Source organism: Nonomuraea sp. B208, from assembly GCF_057536035.1.
Genome location: NZ_BAAJOU010000027.1, coordinates 343092 through 365126 on the forward strand (window position 1 = coordinate 343092; position 22035 = coordinate 365126).

General features: G+C 69.9%; 21 protein-coding genes. 9 read left to right on the forward strand and 12 right to left on the reverse strand.

What is annotated here, in order from left to right; translation table 11 throughout:
* The first annotated feature begins 274 nt into the window (after positions 1-274).
* A complete protein-coding gene (locus AC27IY_RS33145) occupies positions 275-451 on the forward strand; it encodes a hypothetical protein (protein WP_423478415.1) in 177 nt (58 codons plus the stop codon).
* Here the strand turns inward: AC27IY_RS33145 and AC27IY_RS33150 are convergent.
* Together AC27IY_RS33150 and AC27IY_RS33155 are read right to left on the reverse strand one after the other, a co-directional pair.
* On the reverse strand, positions 432-749 hold the full coding sequence (locus AC27IY_RS33150) for a DMT family transporter (protein ID WP_423449058.1): 318 nt from the start codon (positions 747-749) through the stop codon (positions 432-434). The genes AC27IY_RS33145 and AC27IY_RS33150 overlap by 20 nt on opposite strands.
* A gap of 5 nt (positions 750-754) precedes the next feature.
* Entirely contained in the window at positions 755-1498 is a 744-nt protein-coding gene (locus AC27IY_RS33155; RefSeq protein WP_487180339.1) for an SDR family NAD(P)-dependent oxidoreductase, read from the reverse strand.
* A gap of 79 nt (positions 1499-1577) precedes the next feature.
* Here AC27IY_RS33155 and AC27IY_RS33160 point away from each other — a divergent pair, with 79 nt between their 5' ends.
* The gene (locus tag AC27IY_RS33160; RefSeq protein WP_423449059.1) at positions 1578-2234 is read left to right on the forward strand and encodes a TetR/AcrR family transcriptional regulator; all 657 of its coding nucleotides are present in this window, start codon (positions 1578-1580) and stop codon (positions 2232-2234) included.
* Positions 2235-2534: 300 nt separating this feature from the next.
* Here AC27IY_RS33160 and AC27IY_RS33165 read toward each other — a convergent pair whose 3' ends face one another.
* Positions 2535-3164 (reverse strand): TetR/AcrR family transcriptional regulator, encoded by a 630-nt coding sequence (locus tag AC27IY_RS33165; protein WP_423449060.1) that lies wholly within the window; start codon positions 3162-3164, stop codon positions 2535-2537.
* Between the two features lie 102 nt (positions 3165-3266).
* Between AC27IY_RS33165 and AC27IY_RS33170 the strand changes: the two genes are divergently transcribed.
* Together AC27IY_RS33170 and AC27IY_RS33175 are read left to right on the forward strand one after the other, a co-directional pair.
* Positions 3267-4193, forward strand: a complete 927-nt coding sequence (locus tag AC27IY_RS33170) for an oxidoreductase (RefSeq protein ID WP_487180340.1) — start codon at positions 3267-3269, stop codon at positions 4191-4193.
* Positions 4194-4549: 356 nt separating this feature from the next.
* Positions 4550-4810 carry an AAA family ATPase gene (locus tag AC27IY_RS33175; RefSeq protein WP_487180341.1) on the forward strand — a complete coding sequence of 87 codons (261 nt, stop codon included), beginning with the start codon at positions 4550-4552 and terminating at the stop codon, positions 4808-4810.
* Positions 4811-5233: 423 nt separating this feature from the next.
* Here AC27IY_RS33175 and AC27IY_RS33180 read toward each other — a convergent pair whose 3' ends face one another.
* Together AC27IY_RS33180 and AC27IY_RS33185 are read right to left on the reverse strand one after the other, a co-directional pair.
* A complete protein-coding gene (locus AC27IY_RS33180) occupies positions 5234-6646 on the reverse strand; it encodes an FG-GAP repeat domain-containing protein (protein ID WP_487180342.1) in 1413 nt (470 codons plus the stop codon).
* A gap of 662 nt (positions 6647-7308) precedes the next feature.
* Positions 7309-8703 carry a DNRLRE domain-containing protein gene (locus AC27IY_RS33185; RefSeq protein WP_423449068.1) on the reverse strand — a complete coding sequence of 465 codons (1395 nt, stop codon included), beginning with the start codon at positions 8701-8703 and terminating at the stop codon, positions 7309-7311.
* 203 nt (positions 8704-8906) lie between these two features.
* On the opposite strand from AC27IY_RS33185, the gene AC27IY_RS33190 reads away from it, so the two are divergent.
* Positions 8907-9164, forward strand: a complete 258-nt coding sequence (locus AC27IY_RS33190; RefSeq protein ID WP_487180343.1) for a hypothetical protein — start codon at positions 8907-8909, stop codon at positions 9162-9164.
* 356 nt (positions 9165-9520) lie between these two features.
* Here AC27IY_RS33190 and AC27IY_RS33195 read toward each other — a convergent pair whose 3' ends face one another.
* Positions 9521-10435, reverse strand: a complete 915-nt coding sequence (locus AC27IY_RS33195; RefSeq protein ID WP_487180344.1) for a LysR family transcriptional regulator — start codon at positions 10433-10435, stop codon at positions 9521-9523.
* 156 nt (positions 10436-10591) lie between these two features.
* Here AC27IY_RS33195 and AC27IY_RS33200 point away from each other — a divergent pair, with 156 nt between their 5' ends.
* Both AC27IY_RS33200 and AC27IY_RS33205 read left to right on the forward strand, forming a co-directional pair.
* Positions 10592-10936, forward strand: coding sequence for a DoxX family protein (locus tag AC27IY_RS33200; protein WP_487180345.1), 345 nt, complete (start codon positions 10592-10594; stop codon positions 10934-10936).
* A 151-nt stretch (positions 10937-11087) separates the two neighbouring features.
* A complete protein-coding gene (locus tag AC27IY_RS33205; RefSeq protein ID WP_487180346.1) occupies positions 11088-12866 on the forward strand; it encodes a PP2C family protein-serine/threonine phosphatase in 1779 nt (592 codons plus the stop codon).
* A 189-nt stretch (positions 12867-13055) separates the two neighbouring features.
* Here AC27IY_RS33205 and AC27IY_RS33210 read toward each other — a convergent pair whose 3' ends face one another.
* The 3 genes from AC27IY_RS33210 to AC27IY_RS33220 form a co-directional block, all read right to left on the reverse strand.
* The gene (locus AC27IY_RS33210; protein ID WP_487180347.1) at positions 13056-13436 is read right to left on the reverse strand and encodes a hypothetical protein; all 381 of its coding nucleotides are present in this window, start codon (positions 13434-13436) and stop codon (positions 13056-13058) included.
* A gap of 14 nt (positions 13437-13450) precedes the next feature.
* The gene (locus AC27IY_RS33215; protein ID WP_487180348.1) at positions 13451-14416 is read right to left on the reverse strand and encodes an ankyrin repeat domain-containing protein; all 966 of its coding nucleotides are present in this window, start codon (positions 14414-14416) and stop codon (positions 13451-13453) included.
* A gap of 462 nt (positions 14417-14878) precedes the next feature.
* Positions 14879-15598, reverse strand: a complete 720-nt coding sequence (locus AC27IY_RS33220) for a hypothetical protein (RefSeq protein WP_487180349.1) — start codon at positions 15596-15598, stop codon at positions 14879-14881.
* 341 nt (positions 15599-15939) lie between these two features.
* On the opposite strand from AC27IY_RS33220, the gene AC27IY_RS33225 reads away from it, so the two are divergent.
* The gene (locus AC27IY_RS33225) at positions 15940-16719 is read left to right on the forward strand and encodes a neutral zinc metallopeptidase (protein WP_487180350.1); all 780 of its coding nucleotides are present in this window, start codon (positions 15940-15942) and stop codon (positions 16717-16719) included.
* A gap of 732 nt (positions 16720-17451) precedes the next feature.
* On the opposite strand, the gene AC27IY_RS33230 is transcribed toward AC27IY_RS33225, so the two are convergent.
* Positions 17452-18915, reverse strand: coding sequence for an MFS transporter (locus AC27IY_RS33230; protein ID WP_487180351.1), 1464 nt, complete (start codon positions 18913-18915; stop codon positions 17452-17454).
* Positions 18916-19059: 144 nt separating this feature from the next.
* Here AC27IY_RS33230 and AC27IY_RS33235 point away from each other — a divergent pair, with 144 nt between their 5' ends.
* A complete protein-coding gene (locus tag AC27IY_RS33235; protein ID WP_487180352.1) occupies positions 19060-19950 on the forward strand; it encodes a LysR family transcriptional regulator in 891 nt (296 codons plus the stop codon).
* A gap of 19 nt (positions 19951-19969) precedes the next feature.
* Here the strand turns inward: AC27IY_RS33235 and AC27IY_RS33240 are convergent, their stop codons facing one another.
* Positions 19970-20773: a hypothetical protein gene (locus AC27IY_RS33240; protein WP_487180353.1), complete on the reverse strand. Its 804-nt coding sequence runs from the start codon at positions 20771-20773 to the stop codon at positions 19970-19972.
* The gene (locus tag AC27IY_RS33245) at positions 20722-21645 is read right to left on the reverse strand and encodes a hypothetical protein (RefSeq protein WP_487180354.1); all 924 of its coding nucleotides are present in this window, start codon (positions 21643-21645) and stop codon (positions 20722-20724) included. The genes AC27IY_RS33240 and AC27IY_RS33245 overlap by 52 nt, the downstream gene beginning before the upstream one ends.
* Between the last annotated feature and the right edge of the window lie 390 nt (positions 21646-22035).

Consider the following 22035-nt stretch of genomic DNA (forward strand, 5'->3'; position numbering starts at 1 on the left):
TTTGCGTCTTCCGCGTTGCGCGCGAGGGTCTGTCCCGCGCCGCCAGGACAGGAAGCCGCCGTCGAGAGGGCGGGCGTCGCAGCCGTGCTCGTGCAGCAGGCGCACCGCCTCGGGGGAGGCGAACGCAAGGCGGAACAACAGCGGGAGGCCGAGGCGAGACGGCAGCTTTCGGCGGCTCTTGAAGAGGACCGACGTCCCGGGAATCCGCGGGTGGGCGTCCTGGCTGACGAGCGGGAAGAGTACCGGCGATGGCGGGGGAGCATTGCCGTCGGCCTTGCTCATCGTCAACCTCGGGGCGCCGATCCGCAGCCGCGCCGGCACCGACATCGAGACGGCCGGGTACGCCGACGGCCGCGTGGTCACGGTGATCCAGACGATCCTCGATACCTTTTCGTCGTTCCTGTACCGCCCGATGCCAGGCTTGCCTGTCTCTAGCCTTCGAGCAGCCTGAGACCGACCACGCCGATGAGGATGAGGAGGAGACAGGCCAGGCGTGCCACGGATGTGCTCTCGCCCAAGACGAAGATTCCGGCGAGCGCGACGCCGAGTGCGCCGAGCCCGACCCAGACCGCGTACGCGGTGCCGACCGGAAGCGTGCGAAGAGCGAAGGCGAGCAGGACGAAGCTGAGCACGGCGGCGATCACGCCGACCGCCGTGGGGCCGAACCTGGTGAATCCGTCGGACCGTTCGAGTGCGACGGCCCACACGATCTCCAGCAGGGCGGCGGCGACCAGAAGCGACCAGGCCATCGCGGTCAGGCCGTGGTCCCGGCGTCCACGGCGATGGACGCCCCGGTGATGTTGCGCGCCCCCGGTCCGGCCAGGTGCGCCACGGTCGCGGCGATGTCGTCGGGGTCGCAGTAGCGATCCAGCGCGGTGTAGGAGCGTTCGGCAGGCGCGTCCGGCCCGTCTGCCGGGTTCATCTCGGTGTCGGTCGAACCGGGGTGGACGAGGTTGGCGGTGATGCCCCGAGGGCCGAGATCGCGGGCCAGCCCTTTGGTGAGCCCGATGAGCGCGGACTTGCTCATCGAATACAGGGTCCAGCCCGGCGATGTCACCCGCTCGACCAGGGCGCTGCCGATGCTGATGATCCGCCCGCCATCTCCCATGTGCCGCGCGGCGGCCTGGGCGAGCACGAACGATGCCCGCGCGTGGATGGCCAGAGTCCGGTCCACGTCCGCCAGCGTGACGTCCTCAAGCGGGCCGTATGGGGCGATGCCGGCATTGTTGATCAGGATGTCGAGTCCTCCCAGCGTGGTGACCGTGCGCTCGACCGCCTCGACCAATGCCGCCGCGTCCGTCGCCTCTGCCGGCAGGGCGAGTCCGCGGACGCCCATCGCTTCGATCTCCGTCACCACGGCAGTCGCCCGCTCGGCGGCGTGTGCGTACGTGATGGCGACGTCCGCGCCCTCGCCGGCCAGCCGGCGGGCGATTGCCGCGCCGATGCCGCGGCTGCCTCCGGTGACGAGCGCCACCCGTCCATTGAGCAAGGTGTTCACCTTCCCCGCTGAATCGGAACTCATTCCGGATAGAGTTAACCGGAATCGATTCCGGATCGCAACCCGGTAGGCTTACGCCGTGACGCAGAGCCGGCCATCCTCGATGCGGGACGACGCGGGCGACGGGTCCAGTGATCAGCGCAGCGACGAGCGCGCGGACGCGGCGCGCAACCGCGCGAAGATCCTCGCCGCCGCGGAGGAGATCATGGCTGCCCGCGGCGTGGAAGCGCTGTCCATGGCAGATGTTGCTGCCGCGGCGGGTGTGGGCGTCGGCACGCTTTATCGCCGGTTCGGCGACAGGGCCGGCCTCGCCCACGCGCTCATCGACCGGCGCGAGCGGGAGTTCCAGGCGGCATACCTGGGCGGGCCACCGCCGCTCGGTCCCGGCGCGCCCGCGGCCGAGCGGATCCGCGCGTTCTTGCACGCGCTGGCCACTCGTACCGTCAACCAACTCGACCTCCTGCTCGTAGCGGAGACCGCAGCGCCGTTCGCCCGCTTCGGCGGGGCCTATCACGCCTACCACCGCCACCTGGCGATCCTGATCGCTGAAGCCAGGCCGGGCCGCGACGCGTCCTACCTCGCCGACGCCTTACTCGCCCCGCTGGCCGCGAACCTGCTGGCCTACCGGATGGGCGGAGAGCAGGGGCTCACCTGCAAGGCCATCCGGGCAGGGCTCGACGATCTCCTGGCCGGCGTGACAGGTCTGGACGGCGAAGCCGCCGAAGGCCGGCGGTGACGCAGATGGCCGCGCCGGGGCGGGCTGTGCTGCCCCGCTGAGCGGCGATCCCCCCGGACGGAGTGCGGGTGGTCGCCCGACCACCCTCGAAGGTGCCTCCTCAGAGTGCGGGACGTAGGACGCGCCTGATGCGGTGCGGTGCTCGGGTCCGTGCGATGAGTCCCGAAGTAGACCGTTGCCGCAGGCCACAGCGGGCCAGCTTTCATGTCGAGCCGCCCGGCTCCGCCCCACCATCGACGACCTCGACGCCGTCGGCCGGCTGGAGCTGACCGGACGGCGATGGAGCAAGCAGGGCCCGGATCACTCGCCGACCGGCGGATCGTCGCGGACCGGTCGCAGGGCGCCGGCGCGCGCGGCGGCGAGCGTGACGCGGACCGTCTGGTCGGCGGTTGCCTCGTCGACCGGTTCGGCGGTGATGAGCAGACGCAGGTAGATCGGTGCGGCGAGGGTCTTCAGCAACTCGGCGGGATCGGTTCCTTCGGGCAGCTGGCCCCGCTCGACGGCGCGCGTCACCACCGGCTGGGCTCTGGCGAGCCGGTCGTCGAACACGTGCCGCCGGGCCGCGGCGATCTCCGGGAGGTGAGCTGCCCCGGTGAACATGGCGGCGAGGATGGCCTGCCCGGCCGGGCTGTTGAACGCCTGGACGATCGAGCGGGCCAGAGCCCGCAGGTCGGTCTCGAGCGCTCCGGTGTCGGGCACGGGGATGTCCGTCGCCATGTGCTCGGCCAGGGCGTCGGTGAGCAGGCTCTCGCGATCTTTCCATCGCCGGTACACCGTCGTCTTGTGGACTCCGGCGCGCTGGGCGATGTTCTCGACGGTCAAGGCGGCGTAGCCCTTGTCCACGAGCTCGGCGAGGGTGGCGGCGTGGACGGCGGCGCGTACCTTGGCGCCGCGGCCGACGGGGCGGCCGGTGGAGGAATCGGACGGCATTGCAACTCCGAGTTGCGATATTCCGGGGCGAGCTGACAGGATCACCATATCGCAACTCGAAGTTGCGATAAATCGATCTCCATCCCCTCAAGGCGGCACATCATGCACCACACTCCCGCTTGGAGCCTGCGTTCCATCCCGGACCAGACCGGCCGTGTCGCGGTGGTGACCGGCGCCAACAGCGGCATCGGCTACGTCACCGCCCGCGAGCTGGCGCGCCGCGGCGCGCACGTCGTCCTGGCCTGCCGCGACCCGGAACGAGGGCGGTTCGCGCTGGCCCGCATGCAGGCCGAGGTGCCCGGCGCGCGACTGGACCTGCGCCGGGTCGACCTGGGCAGCCTGGCCTCCATCCAGGACTTCGCCGCCGGCTGGGACCGTGGCAGGCTCGACCTGCTGGTGAACAACGCCGGTGTGGCGATGGTGCCCTACGCCCGGACCGTGGACGGGTTCGAGTCGCAGTTCGGCATCAACCACCTGGGCACCTTCGCCCTGACCGGCCGGCTGCTGCCGCACCTGCTCGCCGCGCCCGATCCACGGGTGGTCATCGTCAGCAGCGAGGGCCAGCGCTTCGCCCGCTTCGACCTGAACAACCTCAACGCCGAGCGCGGGTACCGCACGGCGTTCGCCTACGTGCAGTCCAAGCGGGCCAACCTCTACTTCGCCGCGGAACTCCAGCGCCGGGCCGAGGCCGCCGGAGTGGCGCTGCGCAGCATGGCCGTCGCCCCCGGGCTCACCCGTACCAACGTGCTCACCGGCGGAGCCAACAGCAGCAGAGGAGCACTGTACGCGGCCCTCACGCGCCTGCTGGTGCGCGCGGCCTTCCGGCCGACGCCGGAAGGGGCGAAGACCTCGCTGTACGCGGCGACCGTGCCGGACCTGCCCGGCGGCAGCTACATCGTGCCCGACGGACCGCTGCAACTGCGCGGCGAGCCCGTACGCCGCACCCGCGAACGCGCCCTCCACGACACCGGCACGGCCGCCCGGCTGTGGCAACTGTCCGAACGCCTGACGGGCGTCACCTACCTGTGATGCTCGCCAGGGACGGTCTCCTCCCGAGGCTGGAGCGTTCTGGTGGACGGCCTGCCGCTGCGGCGTCGATGGCCGAGAGACCACGCTGCGCAACTACGTGACAGCCTCGACATCCGAGACGACGTCGTGGGGCGAGGTGAGAGACGCCGGGAGTGGGTCGGAAACGGTCGTCGGGGACGAGTTCCGACTCGGCGGCGGCCGACTGCACTTCCCCTCGTAGCGTGGAGACCGAGCCGGGAGAGGTCTGGTCGTGGCAGCAGTCACGTGCTCAAGCGTGCCGTGGTCTGGTCGATCGGCTCGGGAACGTCGATGGGTCGACCTGACCATGGAGATCGACCGCCTCTTCGAGGCGTGGGGTGGAACCACGGCTCGCCTCGGATCACGCCGGCGACAGCGCAAGCCGCGCTCGCCTCGTCATCATTGATGAGTCCGAACGGCTCACCACCCGCGCCATCGAGCAGGTCCGCGACTTCTATGACCGCAGCAACCTCGGGCTGATCCTCATCGGCATGCCCGGCATCGACAGCGCCTGGCCCCCTATCCGCAGCTCTACAGCCATATCGGCTTCGTCCACCCCTACTGCACCCTGGCCGCCGGCGAGCTCGCCATCGTCCTGACCACAGCCTTCGCCCACCTGGGCCCGGACATCCCGGACACCACCACCACTGAGGCCATCGCCCTGCTGTTTGTGACCTACGAGGCCAAGTAATGTTGCAGATTCCCGGCCAAAGTACGTTGCAGGTCACAGGTCCACTCTCCCGGCTCGCGCGCGTACGCACGCGTGGGCCTGTCGGGAAAGTCCGAGAACCCCAGTCCTGGCCGGGGGAACTGCGCACGGAGAGAGCCCCGGGCCCCCTCGTAGTTCATGGGGGGCGCGGGGGCCTCTCGGTTCAGCATGTCAGGGCCATACAAGAGGACAGCGCTGAACAAGCGCTCAGCTCGGACAGGGCGGCGTTGCGCAGCGTGAACACCACCAGCACCCGCCACTGCTGATTGTCCCCGCTGTTCCTCCTCCCGGATCGACGTCGCCCGCAGTGGCGCTACTTCAGCATGACGGCGCCGAAGCGGGCATCCGCGGCGCTCACCCCGGTGGGAATCGCGTGCACGGACTGCGCAGCGGACGGGACCCCGGTGGCGGTGCCGGGAAGCACCGCGAGCATGCCCCTGCCGCCGTTCTTGCCGGGAACGCCGACGATCAGCTCGCCCTTGCCGTCGGCGGTGACGTCGATGATCGAGACGGCTTCGCCCATGCGGTCGTCCGTCACGGACTCCTCGGCGATCGGATCGGCCGAAGGCGCCGTGCCGGGTGGGGCGATGCCGTCCTGGGTGAGGATCTGGGCAGCGGAGACGTCCGGGCCCGAGGTGGTCCCGGGGATCAGTGCCACGGCTCCCGCGGCCGCCTTGCCCGCGATGGTCGCATTGGGCAGGCCGACGGCGATCTCGCCGCGGCCGTCGCCGTTGACGTCGCCGACGGTGACGGTGATGTCGGTGGACCCGAGCGTGGTCAGCCAGGACAGGTTGCGGGCCGTGAAGCCGGGCTGGTACATGCCGGCGCCGTAGTAGGAGCCGTACCAGACGTGCACCGTGCCGGTGCTGGGCGTCACCATGACGACGTCGCGGTAGCCGTCGCCGTTCACGTCGCCGAGGCCGAGCTGCGAATCGTTCTTGGTGCAGACGGGCTTGGTCGCGTCGGGGGTCTCGCAGGCCGCCGTGCTGCCCATGAGCATGGGGGTGTGCGTCGGGTCGCGCGGACTGTCGATATACCAGAGCGCACCGTTGGAGTGACCGACGGACGGGACGACCAGCACGATCGCCTCCATGATGTCGTCGCCGTTCACAGTGCCGAGCAGAGTCGACTGCAGCATGGGGCCGCTGGGGGGCGTGGAGGTGCCGAACGCGGTCTTCTCGAATGCGCCACCGTTGTACCAGCCGCCGAAGACGGAGTAGTAACCCGGGGCGAACAGCCCCACGACGTCGGTCCGCGGGTCACTGTCGGCGTTGCCGACGGTCAGCCCCTGGTAGTACGACGAGCTGGAGCCGCCCTGCCGGGTGACGCCCGCCGAGGTCCAGGAGAACGTGTGCCGCTCACGGTAGCCCGCGGTGACCAGGTCGGTCCTGCCGTCGCCGTCGACGTCGCCCGCGGCCAGCCCCTTCCCCCAGCCGCGGCACACGCCGGCCGACTCACCCGAGCAGCCGGGCGTGGGCCGGATGAGCTGTTTGGCGCCGCTGAGCCCGTTCGGGCCGCCGTACAGGATGGCGATCATGCCGGTGTTGTCGGTGCCGGCATAGCCCGGATAGAGGGGCATGCCGACGGCGACGTCGTTGTAACCGTCCCCGTTGAAGTCGCTCTTGACGGTGCTGGCAGGCGCCGCCGCGGCGGGTGCGGCGAGTGTGGTGAGCCCGACGGCCACCGCGAGCGCCGCGGCCGACCAGGCGATCTTGTTCACGCGCATGGGCCGAGGGTTCCGCTTGCGCCTTGTGGCCGGGTTGAGGCTGACTGGCGATGACCGCCAAAGGGGCAGACGTGCCGAACTGGTCAGGCCTGGGCGCCCGCAGGCACGCGGGCCCGTACAACGGGAGGACAGCCCTCTTCCCGCCCCGGGCATGGCGGGTAGACCACGGCGGCCGCCGTGCGAGACGGTCGGCGCCTGTGGTCCTTCCAAGCCACGGAGGCGGACACGAACGTCATCGACGACCTGGTCGACACCACGGGCGCCAGATCACGCAGCGAGCTCATCAGCTGCGCCCTGAAGGCTCACCTGATGCCTCGCCGCCGCCGGTAGACGCCCCAGGGCCTGCCAGGCCATGGCTTGCGTCACGGCGTCCGCCGGTCGCCGGCGAGCGCGTCGTGGCGCTGTCCGGCCCAGGAGGCCGTCGACGACCGGGAGCAGCGCGCCGATCTGAATCCAGCTCACTGCCTGGCCGATCGTGTCGTGCTGATGGGTCGTGGGCGCGATCGTCACTGCGGCCGCCTTCTTCCTCTGGTACGACGCGCTACGCCGCCTCGGCGCCGACAGCGGGCCTGTTTGCAGGCCTCGTACCGGTCGGCGCACTGGGACGCCGCCGCCCGCGGGGCGGGCGGCGGCGTCTGAAGGGCGGAACGTCGGCGGAGGCGTCAGCGCCAGTAGACGACCGTGAGGGTCGGCGGCTTCACACCCGCGTCCGGGTTCTCCGAGGCGGCGAACGCGCGCCAGTTGGTCTTCTCGGTCTCGTCCGCGCCGCGCAGCTGGATGCCGTAGTTGGGGGCGCCGCCGGCCCATGCCTTGGCGATGTCGGTCACCGGCCACGCGAGGTAGCCGGCGCCCGCGGCGCAGGGCTCGGTCCAGGTCCGGCCGCGGCCCACGCGGGTGGTGCTGGCGCCCTGGCGCGTGGTGGTGGGCTTGTTGTCCCAGTTCAGGTCGGTCTCGTCCCAGGAGCTGGTGACGCGCTCGGCGGTGAGGCCGGAGCCGACCGCGATCCCGCAGGCGTTGGTCTCCAGATTCCACATGCCGAGGCCGGCCAGGATGACGCGCTTGCCGGTGATCTTCCGGGTGTCGAACTTGACCAGGCTGCGCATGATGTCGCCGCCCTCGCCGTTCTCCCACGGCATGGTGCCGGCGATGATCATGGGGTCGCCCGGGTGGGAGGCCCAGGAGGTGGCCACGTCGGTGTCGGTGACGACGCCGGGCAAGGTGATCGCCGGAGAGATGATCACAGGGTAGGCGCGGGCGGGGTCGGCGAGGTACGAGGCGTCCGGCTTCAGGACCAGGACCTTTACCCCGTTCTGCGTCTCGACCGTGCCGGCGACCTTGGAGACCGCGCCGCCGCGCGGTTTGCCGCGCCCGGTGGCGTCGTACATGAGCGGCTGCGCCGCGGCGGCGGCCACCTTGCCGTCGGCGCTCCTCAGCTCCAGGCCCCCGTCGGCGTCGGCCCGGAGGTCCACTCCCTGGGTGTCCACGGGAATGCGCAGCTCCAGCGGCCCCGCGGGCTTCTCGCGCAGCACGACGTCGTACCGGAATCCGGTCGGCAGCACGGTCACCACGAGGTCGGCCCCCTGACCGGCCGCGTTGGTGAAGGTGGCGACGTTGCCCTTCACCGACGGCTTGGGCAGGGGCGTGGGCCACCGGGGTGCGAACACGCGGCCCTCGGCATCGACGAGCTTGGCCAGCGGACCGTCGCCGCCGGCCGAGACCTCGACCTTGACCTCGGACACGCGCGGCTTGAGCACCGAGCCCTGGGCCTCCAGCGTGGGGTCGGCGGCCTTCCAGGTACCGTCCGCCATCCGGACGTTGGACGGGCCGGAGGTGATGGTGGCGGTGAAGCTGCCGTCGGGGTTGGCGACGGTGGTGCTGGTCTCGTCGGTCAGGCTCGGCACGGCCACGGCCTCGCCGGTCTTCGCGGCCTGAGCGGACGCGGCCGCCTCCGGGCTCGGCTCCACGGCAGCCACGGCCTCGAAGCTGGTGGCCGCGGTGAGCGCGGCGACAGTGGTCAGCCCGAGCGCCAGCCGCCCGACGGATGCGGAGAATCGCATGCAACTCCCATTCGTAATGGTATGGAAAGGGATGAGGGCGCGACCGATCCGCGAGTGGGCACTCGCTCGTTCCCCCGTTTCCCTGAGCCCGGATCCTGTTTGTTGCCCCGTACAGGAATCGGGCTTGATCACAGAAATATCACTGCCAGTGGGCGAATACCGTGAATTATCGGTGATGTGGCATAGGTCACCATTGGCGGTGGATGAGCTTATTGGCCCGGGGCGCCGGGCTCGAGTTGGGGCGCTGGCCGGTGTTGAGTTCGGAGATGTACTTGTACGCGGGCGCGGGCGACGGCCAGGCCTTCGTAGGGGGTGATATCCATGCCGTGACGCTGCACGAGGGCATCGTGATGCTGCACTACAACGGGTGCCACGCTCTCGCCGACGCCCAGCCGTCGCCGGCACAGGGCCGAGCTCTGAGTGCCGCCTTCCAGGCCGTCACCGCCGCATCCTCCGGCTGAGGGCGCGGTAACGCCGCGTCCGTCATCACGGGGCGTGTGAACAGCGCCGACACGAGGAGTTGAACAGGACTTGAATCGGCTGCTCCGGCGACCACCCCCGGTTGGTGTGTCAACCGATCTAAGTTCTTCACCTCAGGAAAATGCCGCTAGTTCCGGAATACGCCAGAACCGGGCTGTGGGCTGCTGTAGTCGCAGCTCAGCAGATTGGGCGACGTCGGCGGGGGTCTGCTTCAGCAGCGATGCGCGCACAGGTCTCCTCGCCCGAGCGCACGGCCCCAGCAACACTCTCCGGCAGGTGCCGACCGGCCTCGACGGTGCCGAATGTCGGCGACACACCCGCGACGGTGGCCGACCGTTCAAGGGCGGGGAGCGTGAGCTTCGAGTTCCGGGGACGTGATCGCGCCGAGGTGGCGCGCGGCGCGGACGAGGTCCTGGATCAGATCGGACTGCGCGGCCGTGCGCCAGATCAGCGCCCACTGAGCGGGCGGTGCGTCGCGGATCGGTACATAGGCGATGTCAGGACGGGGGAAGTAGCGGGCGGCGTGGGCGTGAGCGGGAGAGACGGCCTCGCCGTTGGAGAGCAGGGGCAGCATCTCGGCCGAGTTGTTGGCGACAGGACCGATGGGGATCGGCCTTCCCGTCGGCGTATGCCGGGGGACGAGCGCCTCACGCCAGTAGTCGGGCCGCGCGCCCCCCATGACCACCTCATCGGCCAGATCCTCGTACGAGACCGATGCCCGCGCGGCCAGCCGGTGACCGACACCGACGGCCAGGACCACCGGCTCGATGTAGACGACCGGGCCCACGGTGAGATCGGCCTCCCGGACGGGCAGCCAGGCGACCTGCACATCGACGGCCCCGGTCCGTACCGGCCCGAAGGGATCGTTGAAACCGACGTAGCGGATGTTGAGGTCGCAGGTGGGGCGGCGGGCCTCGAAGGCGTCCAGCAGCGGACGCAGGTCCTCGTGGTTGGCGTTGATCATGCCGATGCGCAGGACTTGCGTCTTGCCGCGAGCGGCGCGGGTGGCACGGTCGATGCCCTCGCGCATGCCGAGGTACATGGGCTGGAGGTCCTCGAAGAGCCGACGACCGATCGGGGTCAGCTCCACGTGCCGGCTGCTGCGATCGAACAACGCGGCAACGATCCGCCGCTCCTGCTTCTTGATCGCCTGGCTCACCCGCGACGGCGTCACGTGCAGGCGTTCGGCGGTACGGCCGAAGTGCAGTTCTTCGGCCAGCGCCAGAAAAATCTCGATGTCGCGCAGTTCCATCCCGCCTCCCGATCGTGAATCTATCGCTCAACGAACCGTGGCCGGAATCGTCGTTGTTCACCGCGAGGGCAGGCGCGAACCTGGTACCGCATTGCCGGCACGCTCGCACGGTCCGTACCAGTGACCGTGATGCACCACGTCGCTACAGGAGATTTGATGTCCACCACCCTCATCGTCGTCACCGTTCTGACCGCCGCCTGGGTCGGCTTCTCAGGCTTCTCGCTGCTGCGTCAAGCGGACTTCGTCGCCAAGCCCCTGGTCGAGTACGGCGTGCCCAAGTCGTGGTGGCCGTGGCTGGGAGCGGCCAAGGCTGCGGGCGCGGTCGGTTTGCTCGTCGGCCTGGCGGTGCCCGCGATCGGGGTCGCTGCCGGGATAGGTCTGGTGGTGTACTTCCTCGGCGCCGTCCTCACGGTGCTGAGGGCCCGTTCGCACAAAACGGTTGTCTTCCCGGTGTTGTACCTCGCCCCGGTCGTGGCCACCCTGCTCCTGGGGCTGAGCTGACCTCCCGCCGGCATGGGGCCGTGCGTGCACCACGGCCACGCCTCCAGATGAAAGCCCTGCGACACTCACGGACTCCCACAGGATTGCCCAAAGGGCTGTCACCGTTTCTCGCACGGCGTTTCCGGTACGTTCCTGGCGGAACGGGAAGCGGGTGGACACCGCCATGCCGCTGAGCCGTTTCCAGAGCGCCGCCACCGTGGCGAAGGTGCGTGAGCAGCTCGCCCGGGTGCACGAGCTCGTCCAGCGCAGGGCCGTACTCGACACCGCGGTCGCCAACCTGGCGATGACCCTGGACATCCGCCCGAGCGAGGCGGCCGAGCGGCTCAAGCAGATGGCGAAGAACAGCGGGGTGCAACTGCTCGAAGCTGCTCGGATGGTGCAGCCCCCGCCGCCGGACGACAGTCCGCTGCCCGAGGTCGCCGATTGGGTCCATCCCCTGCTCGAAACCTTCCACGACTCCGCCGCCTGGCTCTGTCCGGTCAGGGACTCCGTCGGGCGGGTGGTCGGCTTCCGCGTCCTGGCCGCCAACAGCCACTGCACGACGCCGGCCGGCCAGCGGTGCGACATGATCGGCAGACGGCTGATGTCCATCAGCCCGGGCATCGGCACTTCCGGGCTGCTGGAGGACTACATCAGGGCGTACGAGAGCGGTGAGCCCTACTTCCGCCGCGCGATCGAGCATCTGGAGATCTCGGGCGAGCGGTTCTGGCCGGTCACGATGACCGTGCGCGCCGCCCGGGTGATCGACGGCATGCTGCTGAGCTGGTGCGTGCTCGACGAGAAGGACATGCTGATCTCCGGCTGGTCCCGCGCCCAGCGGCTGGCGGAGCTCGGCTGGGGCGAGTGGGACCTTGCCACGTGGCAGGTGATCTGGACGCCCCAGATGTACGACATGCTGGGCCTCGACCCCGGCGAAAAGCCGATCGCCCTGGAGGATTTGCCCAAGCTGGCGGTGCCGGAGGACCTGGCCGCTGTCGAGGATCTGATCGACACGCTGCTGGAGTGCCGGGAGTCGGCCGAGACGGAGTTCAGAGTCAGGCACCGGCACGGCACGCGACACCTGTGCGTCGTGGCCGAACCGCTGCTGGACTCCGAGGGCCTGCCGGTCAAGCTGCGTTTCCTCGTCCAGGACGTGACGCGTAACCGGCGTAGGGAGCGGTCGATGGCCAGGATTCAGGCCCAGGCGGTGCGGCAGGAGGAACGCGCGCTGGAGCAGCAGCGGGTCTCCGAACATCTCCAGGCCGTGATCCTGCCGAACCGTCAGCGCTTCATGCACCTGCCGGGCCTGGCCGTCGGCGTGCGCTACCTGCCGGCCGAGGAGCTCGCCCGGCTGGGCGGCGATTTCTTCAAGGCGCGGCGCCTCGGTGAGGACAAGGTGCTGCTGGCGGTCGGGGACGCCATGGGCCATGGCCTGGCCGCTGCCGGCCTCATGCTTCAGCTGCGCGCGGGGCTGGCCGGGCTGGCCTACACCGGCGAACCGGCGAACCGGCTCGTGACCTTCCTGAACAGCGTGATCATGGATTTCGCCCAGAGCGTCAACCCCGTCACGGGCACCATGGTCGTCGGCCACTTCGACGCCACAAAGCGCACCTTCGTCTGGGCGAATGCCGGGCATCTCGCCCCCATGCTGGTACGGGGCGGCTGCGCCAGGTTGCTGGACGGCGCGTCGGGGCCGCTGCTCGGCGCCTTCGAAGCCGACTACGAGCTGAACACCACCGAGCTGGAGGCCGGCGACCTGCTCCTGCTCTACACCGACGGGATCATCGAGAAGCGCGGACGGGACCTCGACGTGGGCATCCAGGTGCTGCTCTCGACCGCGCAGGACTGCTACCAGGAGGATCCCGAGGCGGTGATCGACTGCATCTTGGAGCGCCTCGACGGCGGTCACGTGGAAGACGACGTCTGCATCCTGGCCGCACGGGTGCTCTGAAGGGGCACGGGTTGCGCGTCCCTGGCTCAGCTAGAGAGAGGGCCGGACCTCGTGACGAGCCGGTCCCTACCGCCGCCGTCGGCTCGGCCTCGCCCCGCCCCCTCCCGGCCCCCGCTGGAGAGGGCGCGGGCACCCTGGAGTTCCGCGCCCGGCAGGTCCGGCTCTGGATACCGGGACCGTGAAAGGCGTTCACCAGCAGCGGAGGTCCGCGGTGCCGGAGTAGGTCGTGTCGAAGGCGACCCATACGCGGTCGGCGGACTCCTGCGAGGCGAAGACACTCAGCTCGGAGAAGTGCGCGCTGGACCGCGTGAAGGGGGCCGCCTCGTAGTACCGCTTGATCTCCTCGGGCGGGCGATCGGTACGGAGGCTGAAGGCGAAGCCGGCCCAGCAGTCGCCGGAGTCTCCGGTCACGAGGCCCTGGGGTTCGAACCCGGCGAACGTCGTGCCCGGTGGCAGCGGATCGTCGAGGGCTCGATCCTCCAGGCCCGCCAGGCGGTGATCGGTGATCCGCTGGGGGGCCGTCACGGCGGCGTACAACAGGAGGAAAGGCGTGGCGGCGATGGCCGCCACGAGTGACACCCGCCTCAGACCAGATGGCCGGGAAGTCTTACCCACAGGTCGCACTCGCCGATGATCGCACGAGCGTCGGGCAGCCGCAGGCCCGCGCCGGCGCAGCAGTAGGCGATGGCCTGGCCCTGGTACAGGTACGTCGCCAGGATCTCCGCGGCGGGCTGGTCGGGCGAGACGCTGCCGCCGCCCGGATGGGTGTCCCACTCCACAATGACGCCGTCGCGGGCGACGCTGCCCTGGTTGCCGCTCTTGGGGTTGGCGAACAGCCCGTAGCAGACGGTGCCGGCCGAGAGGCGTTCGCTGACCCGGGGGCTCGACGGGCCGAAGCTCCAGGGCTGTGTGATCACGCAGCCGCCGGGCACGTCCGTGACGCCGACCAGGTCGAGGTTGTCCTCCCAGAGCTCGGCCGGATCCTCCAGGACCTCCTCCACCTCGTCCTGCGCGACCGGCTCGGCCTCCAGCCTGCGGACCGCCTCGGCGGCGGTGACGCCGGCCACGCACGCCAGGCCCAGGCCGTCGTCCTCGAAGTCGCCGAGCGCCGTGATCAGCCGTCGGGCCTCCGCCACGGCGGCGGACTCGGCGGGGGACAGGCCCGGCTCGCCCGGCGGCAGGGGGAACAGGTCCGGGGTCGGCGTGGCCAGGCTGAGCCGTCCTGGGGACCAGCCGGACATCATCGGCCGCCACGGGTCCGCTCCGGCGTCGGCCAGGACGCGGGCGTTGCCGGGGCGGTCGGCGAAGACGGCCTCCCAGAGCGCGGTGCGGCCCTCGTACTCGGCGTCGACGTCGTCGACCCGCCGGGCCAGCTCGGCGACCACCTCGGGCGAGCCGTACGCGGCGGCGGCGCGTAACGGCCGGCCGTAGTAGTACACGTTCCCGTGGGGGTCGGCGCCGGCGTCGAGGCGGGCGCGGATGAGAGCGAGGTCGCTCCAGTCGTTCCAGCCGATCCCGGACCAGTCGCCGGACGGGGGCGTGGTGGGCATGTTGCTCCTTCAGCCTGTGACGGGTGATGCGGTAGATCATGGAGGAGCAGACTGACAAAACGGAGAACGACCGGTGGCGGGTCATTCCTGGGAGGCTGCCCATGGGTTACCAGCTCGCATGCTGGGGTCGATAGGACTCCACCGAGGCGGTGAGGGTGCCTGTGGAAAGGATCAGGACCAGCGCCTGGGCTCAGCGATGACGCCGCCCGTCGCCGAGCCCGCATCCGGGCCATCACAAACCCGTCGGTGGCAGGCCCCACACTGAGATCACGACCAGGCATGCGATCCCCGTGCCCGATAGGCAGTTGCTCGGCGGGCTGATGACCGTCACGGGCACCTTGTAGCGCCGCCTTCGGCCTCGGCCCAGTGTCCAGACATGACGATGCTGAATCAGCCGAAGAAGATGGTCACGACGGCGGCCGGGAAAGGACGGACGTTGGTGGGAGGTCGACTGACATCAGGTCAGCGAATCTTGGTGGTCACGGTGGAGGGCGCCGGCGCTTTGATCGACACCTTGCTGCCCCACCCGGTATAGCGGGTGTCCACGGTAGTGGTGTAGATGGTGCCGTCCTCTGTCAACGCGTAGGTGGATGTCACCCGGTTGACCAGGCCCGCCGAGGACAGGGTGAGCGTGTAGGAGATCTTCACGCTGTCGTGCTCGTTGCCGATCCTGGCGGCGGACACCCAGGTCGAGACCGCCTTGAGCTCCTTGATGGTGATCGAGCCGGAGACGGTGTCGCCTTTGGTCGTGCCGTTCTTGAGCAGCCGGGCCAGGGTCTTCGTCTCTGCCGGGTTGATGAACTGCGACCACGAGTCGGGCATGCCGCGGTTCTTTTCCTTGTACCAAATCTTGCCCTCGGGCAGCAGGCCGCCGATCATGCCGCCGGAATAGTAGCCAGTCTTGCCGATGCCGATGACGCGTTGCTCTTCGTCGCCGTCCTTCCTGGTGATGTCGAAGGCGGCGACGCCCTTCTTGCCGAACTGGAAGGCGCCCTTGAGGTCGCGGGCGCCCCGCTCGTCGGTGCCGTCCTTCCACGTGACGCTGCCGGTGTACCGCACGCCGTGCCCGGGCACGATCGTGGCTTTCAGGGCTTTGACCGGGTCCTTGGGTGCCGCGTGTGCGGGCAGCGCGGGCACGGTCAGCGCGGAGAGGGCCGCGATGGTGAGGAGTGCTTGTTTCATGGCAGGTGATCATGCCCGACAGCGGCGACAATCTTGAGCCCTGAATCATCCGCGACCGCGCATCGTTATCCCGATGATGCAGGGGTGTGCGAGGACCTGCTGCCTGGCGAGCGGGCGCATCTGCACGGCGACCGCCCTCGCCGCGCTCTTCCCGTGTGGGCGGTGCCGGGATGCGCCACGGCGCATGCTCTACGGGTAGGGCACCTCGTCTCGCCACCTGGTGCGCCACCGCCCCGCTCACCGTCGGAGGAAGCAGCGGCGTGCGTCGCGGATCAATGGCTCCAGCCCCAGGCCGGTATCGATATGGCGCTCCAACCCCGCAAGCCCTATTCTCACCCGTCGTGAAGCCCCTCAAGATCGCGGCACTCGCCTGCGCCCTCCTCACCCCCTTGACCGCCACGGCGGCCGCGCACGCCTCGGCGTATCCCGTGAAGAACCCCGTGCTCGTCAAGAACGCGTTGTACCAGGCCGGGCCGCTGCCCACCACGACCTGTGACGACCTGCCGGACGAGCCCGTGAGGCCCGCCGAGGCCCGTACGTACATCAACGAGGCCCTGCGCTGCCTGGAGAACACGTGGGGACAGCACCTGAAGGAGGCCGGCCTGCCCTATGAGCCGGTCAAGGTGCGATTCGTGACCCGCCTGCCCAAGAACTACTGCGCGTCCGAGGACGGCGAGACGATCCAGCCGTCCACGGTGTGGTACTGCGACTGGGACCGCACGCTGTCCTTCAAGATCGGCGAGTACTGGCTTCTCGGACCCGTCACCGGCCTCGACCTCTTCCACACGATCGCCGCCACCTACGGTTACCACGTGCAGAAGCTGGCCGGTCTCTACGACGCCGGCGAGGACCTCAGAGCCGGCAGCAAGGCCGAGTACCTCGAACAGAGGCGGCGCCTGTACCTGCAGGCAGCATGCCTGGGCGCGGCCTTCGTCAAGAGCGTCTGGCCGCTGCCGGGCAAGACCGCGAGGGACTGGGAGAGGGTCACGGCGTCCTACTACCAAGACTCCGCCGAGTACGGCAAGGCCGCCAACCGCAAGCGATGGGTCAAGGCCGGTTTCCGCACCGCCGACCCGGCCTCCTGCAACACCTGGGCGGCAGCCTCGTCCAAGGTCTCCTGACGCGATCGACCCCGGCCTGGCAGGCCAGAACGTCCTGGTCGCCGCAGGGGTGGGCGGCATCGGCACGGCGATCAGCCGGGTGCTCGCCACCCATGGCGCCCGCGTGGCGATCCGTTACCTCAAGCGGGAAGCCACACGGCCGTCGGACACCGGTTATGCCCACGCCCCCGCAGGCGGAGCCTTCGTTATCTGGGGTTGTCAAGCGAACTAGCTGGTCAGCCGCTTGAAGGTCGTTAAGGCACGTAAGGCAAGTAGGTTGGCCGCAGCTGATTCGTCTGTCTGGCGCTGGGCGGCGCCAGCACCAGATGACCGCGCCAGATGATCGTGCGGGCCGGCGAAGAAGGGGGTCCGGCTGGCAGGTGGTTGAGCGGGCGTGCCCTTACCGGCCAGGGCGGCGGCTGGTTCGATTTCGAGCTCGTGGGCTGCGGCCAGGACGGCGTCGGCCGCGTTGCGTGCTGGGGGGGCATACCCGGGCGGAGAACGTCGCGTACTCCTCGGGGTTGTCTTCCATCAGCTGGCTTCCGGCTAAGAGCGCCACGATCATGGACCGGTAGGAGAGCCCGAATGTTGGGGCGGGGCCGGCACTCCGCTGAAGCAGTGGGAGTGCAACGGCGCCGGGAGAAGTGATCGTGGCGCACTCCTCGGACGCGTCCGGCGTAGAACTCGTACGCGTCCGGGGTAGGAGGAGTGCGGCCGCTCAGCCTGCGCTCCATCACGGGCCCGGCTCGGTCGTCAACCGAGGTCACTGTGATGGGGCGTCGGCGCTGTCGCCGGGTGAGAGCCGGCACGACACCGGAGGCCCAGGACCACGGCCAGCCCGAAGGCCACGAGGAGGGCCGCGACGGCGAAGGTCCAGCGCGTTCCGCGAGCCACCTCCGCCGACGTGGCGGTGCTGACGTCGCTCGCGCCTGCGGCGAAGGCGAAGACGGCTCCCATGACCGACGCGCCGGTCATGAGCCCGAGGTTGCGGGAGAGGTTCAGCGTGCCCGACAGCAGGCCACGCCGGTGCGGGGAGACGTCCTTCATCACCGCGGTGTTGTTGGCCGCCTGGAACAGGGCGTAGCCGGCGGTGACGACGACCAGGGGCAGGACGTACCCTATGACCCCGGCAGCCGTGGGCATCAAGGAGAGCGCCACGGCGCCGCTGATGATGCCGGCGAGCCCGACCACCACCATGGTCCCGGCTCCGAAACGATCGGTGGCGCGGCCCGCCGGGACGCCGGTGAGGGCGGATACGGCGGGGCCTGCCGACATCACCAGGCCGACGAAGGCCGGGTCGAGGCCGAGCGCCCAGGCCAGATGGAAGGGCCCTACGACGAGAGTGGTCATCATGACGGTCGAGACCAGGGCGCTCGTCGTCAGCCCGGCGGCGAGACCGGGGTCACGGAACATCGACAGGGTGAGCAGTGGGGATGAGACCCGGCGCTCGGTGACGACGAACAGGGCGAGGCCCGCCCCCGAGGCGACGAGCAACCCGATGGTGAGCGAGCCGAAGGAGTTCCCCTCGACCGTCATGGCCAGCGCGTAGGCCCCCAGCGTGACCGCCAGCAACGCGGTGCCCACGCTGTCGAACCGCCCGCGTACGGAGATCACTGCCGGCGCGGAGCCGGGCAGCATCCTGAAGGTGAGCGTGAGCGCGAGGAGGCCGAGTGGCACGACGGCGAGGAAGATGGCACGCCAGCCGAAGACCGTGATCAGGACGCCACCGAGGCCGGGCCCCAGCGCCGTGCCGACTGCCGACATCGTTCCGAGCAGCCCCATGACCCTGCCGGTGCGGTCCCTGGGCACCGTCGTGCCGACGAGGGCCATGGTCAGCGCCATCATGCACGCAGCACCGGCTCCTTGAAGCGCCCGGGCGACGACCAGGATCGGAAGGTTCGGGGCGAGACCGCTCAGCAGTGTCGCGAGCGTGAACACGGCGATGCCACCCAGCAGAACGCGGCGCCGGCCGACGAGGTCGCCGAGTCGGCCGGCGCCGACGATCAGGGTCGTGACGGCCAGGAGATAGGCGATCACGACCCACTGGACGTCGTTGAAGGCGGCGTCGAAGGCCATAGCGATGGTTGGTAGGGCGACGTTGGCGATGCTGGTGCCGAGCGAGGGCAGAAGCATGGACAGCGACAGCGCGGCGAGCGCCCAGGCCAGGGGCGGACGGCGCGCAGGCGGTGCCTGCTCGGGCTCGGCTGCTGCTCTCACGATGACGGCCTCTTCCTGGAGTCGACGGGGCGATGGGGTCGCAACGAACCTAGATCGCGCTTTGACCTGGCGGAAGACGCAAAAATGGAAAGCCATTTGTGCATGAAACGCCATGCCCCAGCTGATCCGTGAGATCCTTCGCACATGGTCCGTCCCGATCTGAACCTGCTGGTCACCCTCAACGTCCTGCTCGAGGAAGGCAGCGTGACGCGCGCGGGTGAACGGCTTGCGCTCAGCCCGTCCGCGATGAGTCGCGCGCTCGCGCGGCTGCGGCGGGCCACGGGCGACCCGCTGCTGGTGCGAGCCGGTCGAGGGCTGGTGCCCACGCCCCGCGCTGTGGAACTGCGCGACCGTGTGCACGCCCTGGTCCAGGAGGCCGAAGCCGTCCTCCGGCCGGCCGAGAGGCTCGACCTGGCGACGCTGGAGCGGACTTTCGCCCTGCGCAGCAGCGATGGGTTCGTGGAGAGATTCGGACCCGCCCTGGTGGCGGAGGTCGGCCGCGTTGCGCCTGGCGTGCGGCTGCGGTTCCTGCAGAAAACCACGAAGGACACCGCTCCCCTGCGCGAGGGCATGGTCGACCTCGAGACGGGCGTCATCGAGCACGCTCTGCCTCCCGACGTGCTGAGCGAGCCCCTGTTCACCGACCACTTCATCGGGGTGGTGCGAAGCGAGCACCCACTGAGCACCGGAAAAGTGACGGCGGCCCGGTATGCCTCCTCGCGGCACGTGCACGTCTCACGGCGTGGCCTGACGGAGGGGCTGGTGGATGAGGCCCTTCGCGCGACAGGCCACGAGCGGGAGGTCGTCACGGTCGTAGACGGCTTCAGCGCCGCGCTGGCGCTGGCGAAGGCCTCGGACCTGGTCGCCACTGTTCCAGAGCGTCACACCGCTAACCTGCGGCGAGGGATGTGCTCCTTCGAGTTGCCCTTCCACGCTCCCAAGGTGACGGTGTCGTTGATGTGGCACGTCCGGCTCGACACGGACCCTGCTCACCGATGGTTGCGCGACCGCGTGATCGATGTGTCGTCGTCATAGTCGCCCTCGATCGCCCGGATCACCCTGCAGGAGACCACGACGTGAGCCCCGCCCTCGACGAACGCGAGCGCATCCGCGCCGCCATGGACCGCATCCTGGCCGGCACCCCGCAGAGCTCCACCGGCGCCCTCACCATCGTCGCTCTCGCCCAGGAAGCCGACGTTCCCAGAAACTCGCTGACCCAGCGGCATCCCGACCTGCGGATTTTGCCTCTGCCGGTGACCGGGGCAAGCGCGGCGCGGCCAGCGTCGGTGATCAGGTACCGCATGGCGGCGCACTGGAAGCGGATCACGCAGGCCTTCCCGCCGGCCCTGACGTTGGCCGGTTCCTCGCAGAGGCCGAACGGCACTGCCACCGACCGCGCCTCGTAGGTGACGCCGGAGCAGGCCGGCCGGGATTGGCCGGTGCGGTCGAAGGCGTGCCGGGAGACCGTCTTGATCGCCTCCCGCTTCCGCTTGAGGGAGACGGTGTAGTAGCCGGCCGTGGTGTTGGCCGACCGGTGGTCCATCAATTCGCGCAGCACGTCGATCGACACCCCCGCATCGGCGTGCCGCTGGCAGTAGGAGTGCCGGAACGCGTAGGGGAAGATCAGCGAACGGTCGAACGGCAGGTGCCGCCCATCGGGGCCGAACTCCTCGGCCAGCAGCTGCGGGACGGCATCGGCGAAGGCCCGGATGATCGGCGAGATCTGCTCCGATTCCAGGTGCCGGACCTGCCCGAACTCACCCGCGGGCGGGAACAGGAATTCTTCCGACCCGCTCGGCAGCTCGATCACCTGCCGGACGGCCAGCCAGGTGTGGATGGTGGCGACCGTCTCGGCCATGATGGGCAGCCGGCGCCCGTTGCGAAAGCCCTTGCCGTTGTCCCAGCGCAGCTGCCAATCGTCGCCGTCCTTTCCAGGCAGTCCACCGACAGTTGCGCGATCTCATAGGGGCGGCGGCCGGTGTCGCGCAGCAGCTCATAGATCGCCACCGCCATCGCGTGGACCTGCTCGGCGCTCAGCCGCCCGTGGCGGATGCCCCGCCCGAGCAGCGCGGTGTGGTCGTTCAACTGGGCGATCACCGACTCCGGGATGGCCTTGCCGATCTCGTCCTCGTTCGGCTCGGGCTGCTTGATGACGTGGCTGGGATGCCGCGCGAAGGAGGCCGGCATGCCCTCCAGGCGTTCGGTGAGCCGCCCCCAGTCCAGCACCTTGAACCGCATCGACAGCAGGTTGGACTTGTGCTTGAAGCCCATGTCGTCTCCGTCGGCCTTGACCAGGTGCTCAAAGCCCGCGACGACCGCGTTCATGTCGGCGAAGCCCAGCGCCGTGATGTCCAGCCCGCCGCCGGGCCGGGCGTCCAGCGCCCGGGCCGCGGTCTGGGCCGCCTTGTGCGCCCGGCGAACCTCGCCGGTCTTCGGCTTGCTCTCCGAGATCCAGGCCACCAGGATCTCCCGCAGCCAGCTCTGCCGGATCGTCGAGATGTCCAGGCCGCCGGGCCTGGCGGTGGGCTTGCCGCTCTTGCCCCGGACGCCGAGATCGGCCAGGTCCAGCGTCGGCCGGTTCGCCGGATCCACGCCGCAGAACCGGTCGAACGCCGCCCCCACCACCCGGAACATCTCGCGCAGCAGCGCATCGACTCCTGCCGCGGCCCGCTGCGGAAGCGCACCCAGGCTGAAGGCGGCGATCGAGGCGACCCGATGCCTGGCCAGCACCGCGACCGACTGGCGGACCGCGGTCGGATCCAGCCGCTGCCCGCGCGTCCCGCGTGGCCAGCACGAACAGCACCTCGGCGCGCGCCAGGGGTTCCAGCGGCGCCAGCGAGAACTGGTTGACGATCAGGAACGGGGCCTGGCGGTCCAGCCAGGCCGCCCCCACCTCCTCCAGGCCGTCGGCATTCAGCCGCCGGGTGTGCAGGTCGCAGATCCCCGAGCCCGGCCGCCCGTCGCGCGGGCAGCCGCCGACCAGACAGGCCGGCAGCGGCTCGTAGGGGGTCGCGGCGGCCACCCACCCCACGAGATCATCAGCGCCCGGGCGCCGACGCAGCATGTCTTTGTGCCGCAGCGAAGCATGCGCGGCGCACAAACCCCACAACGCCCCGTCCC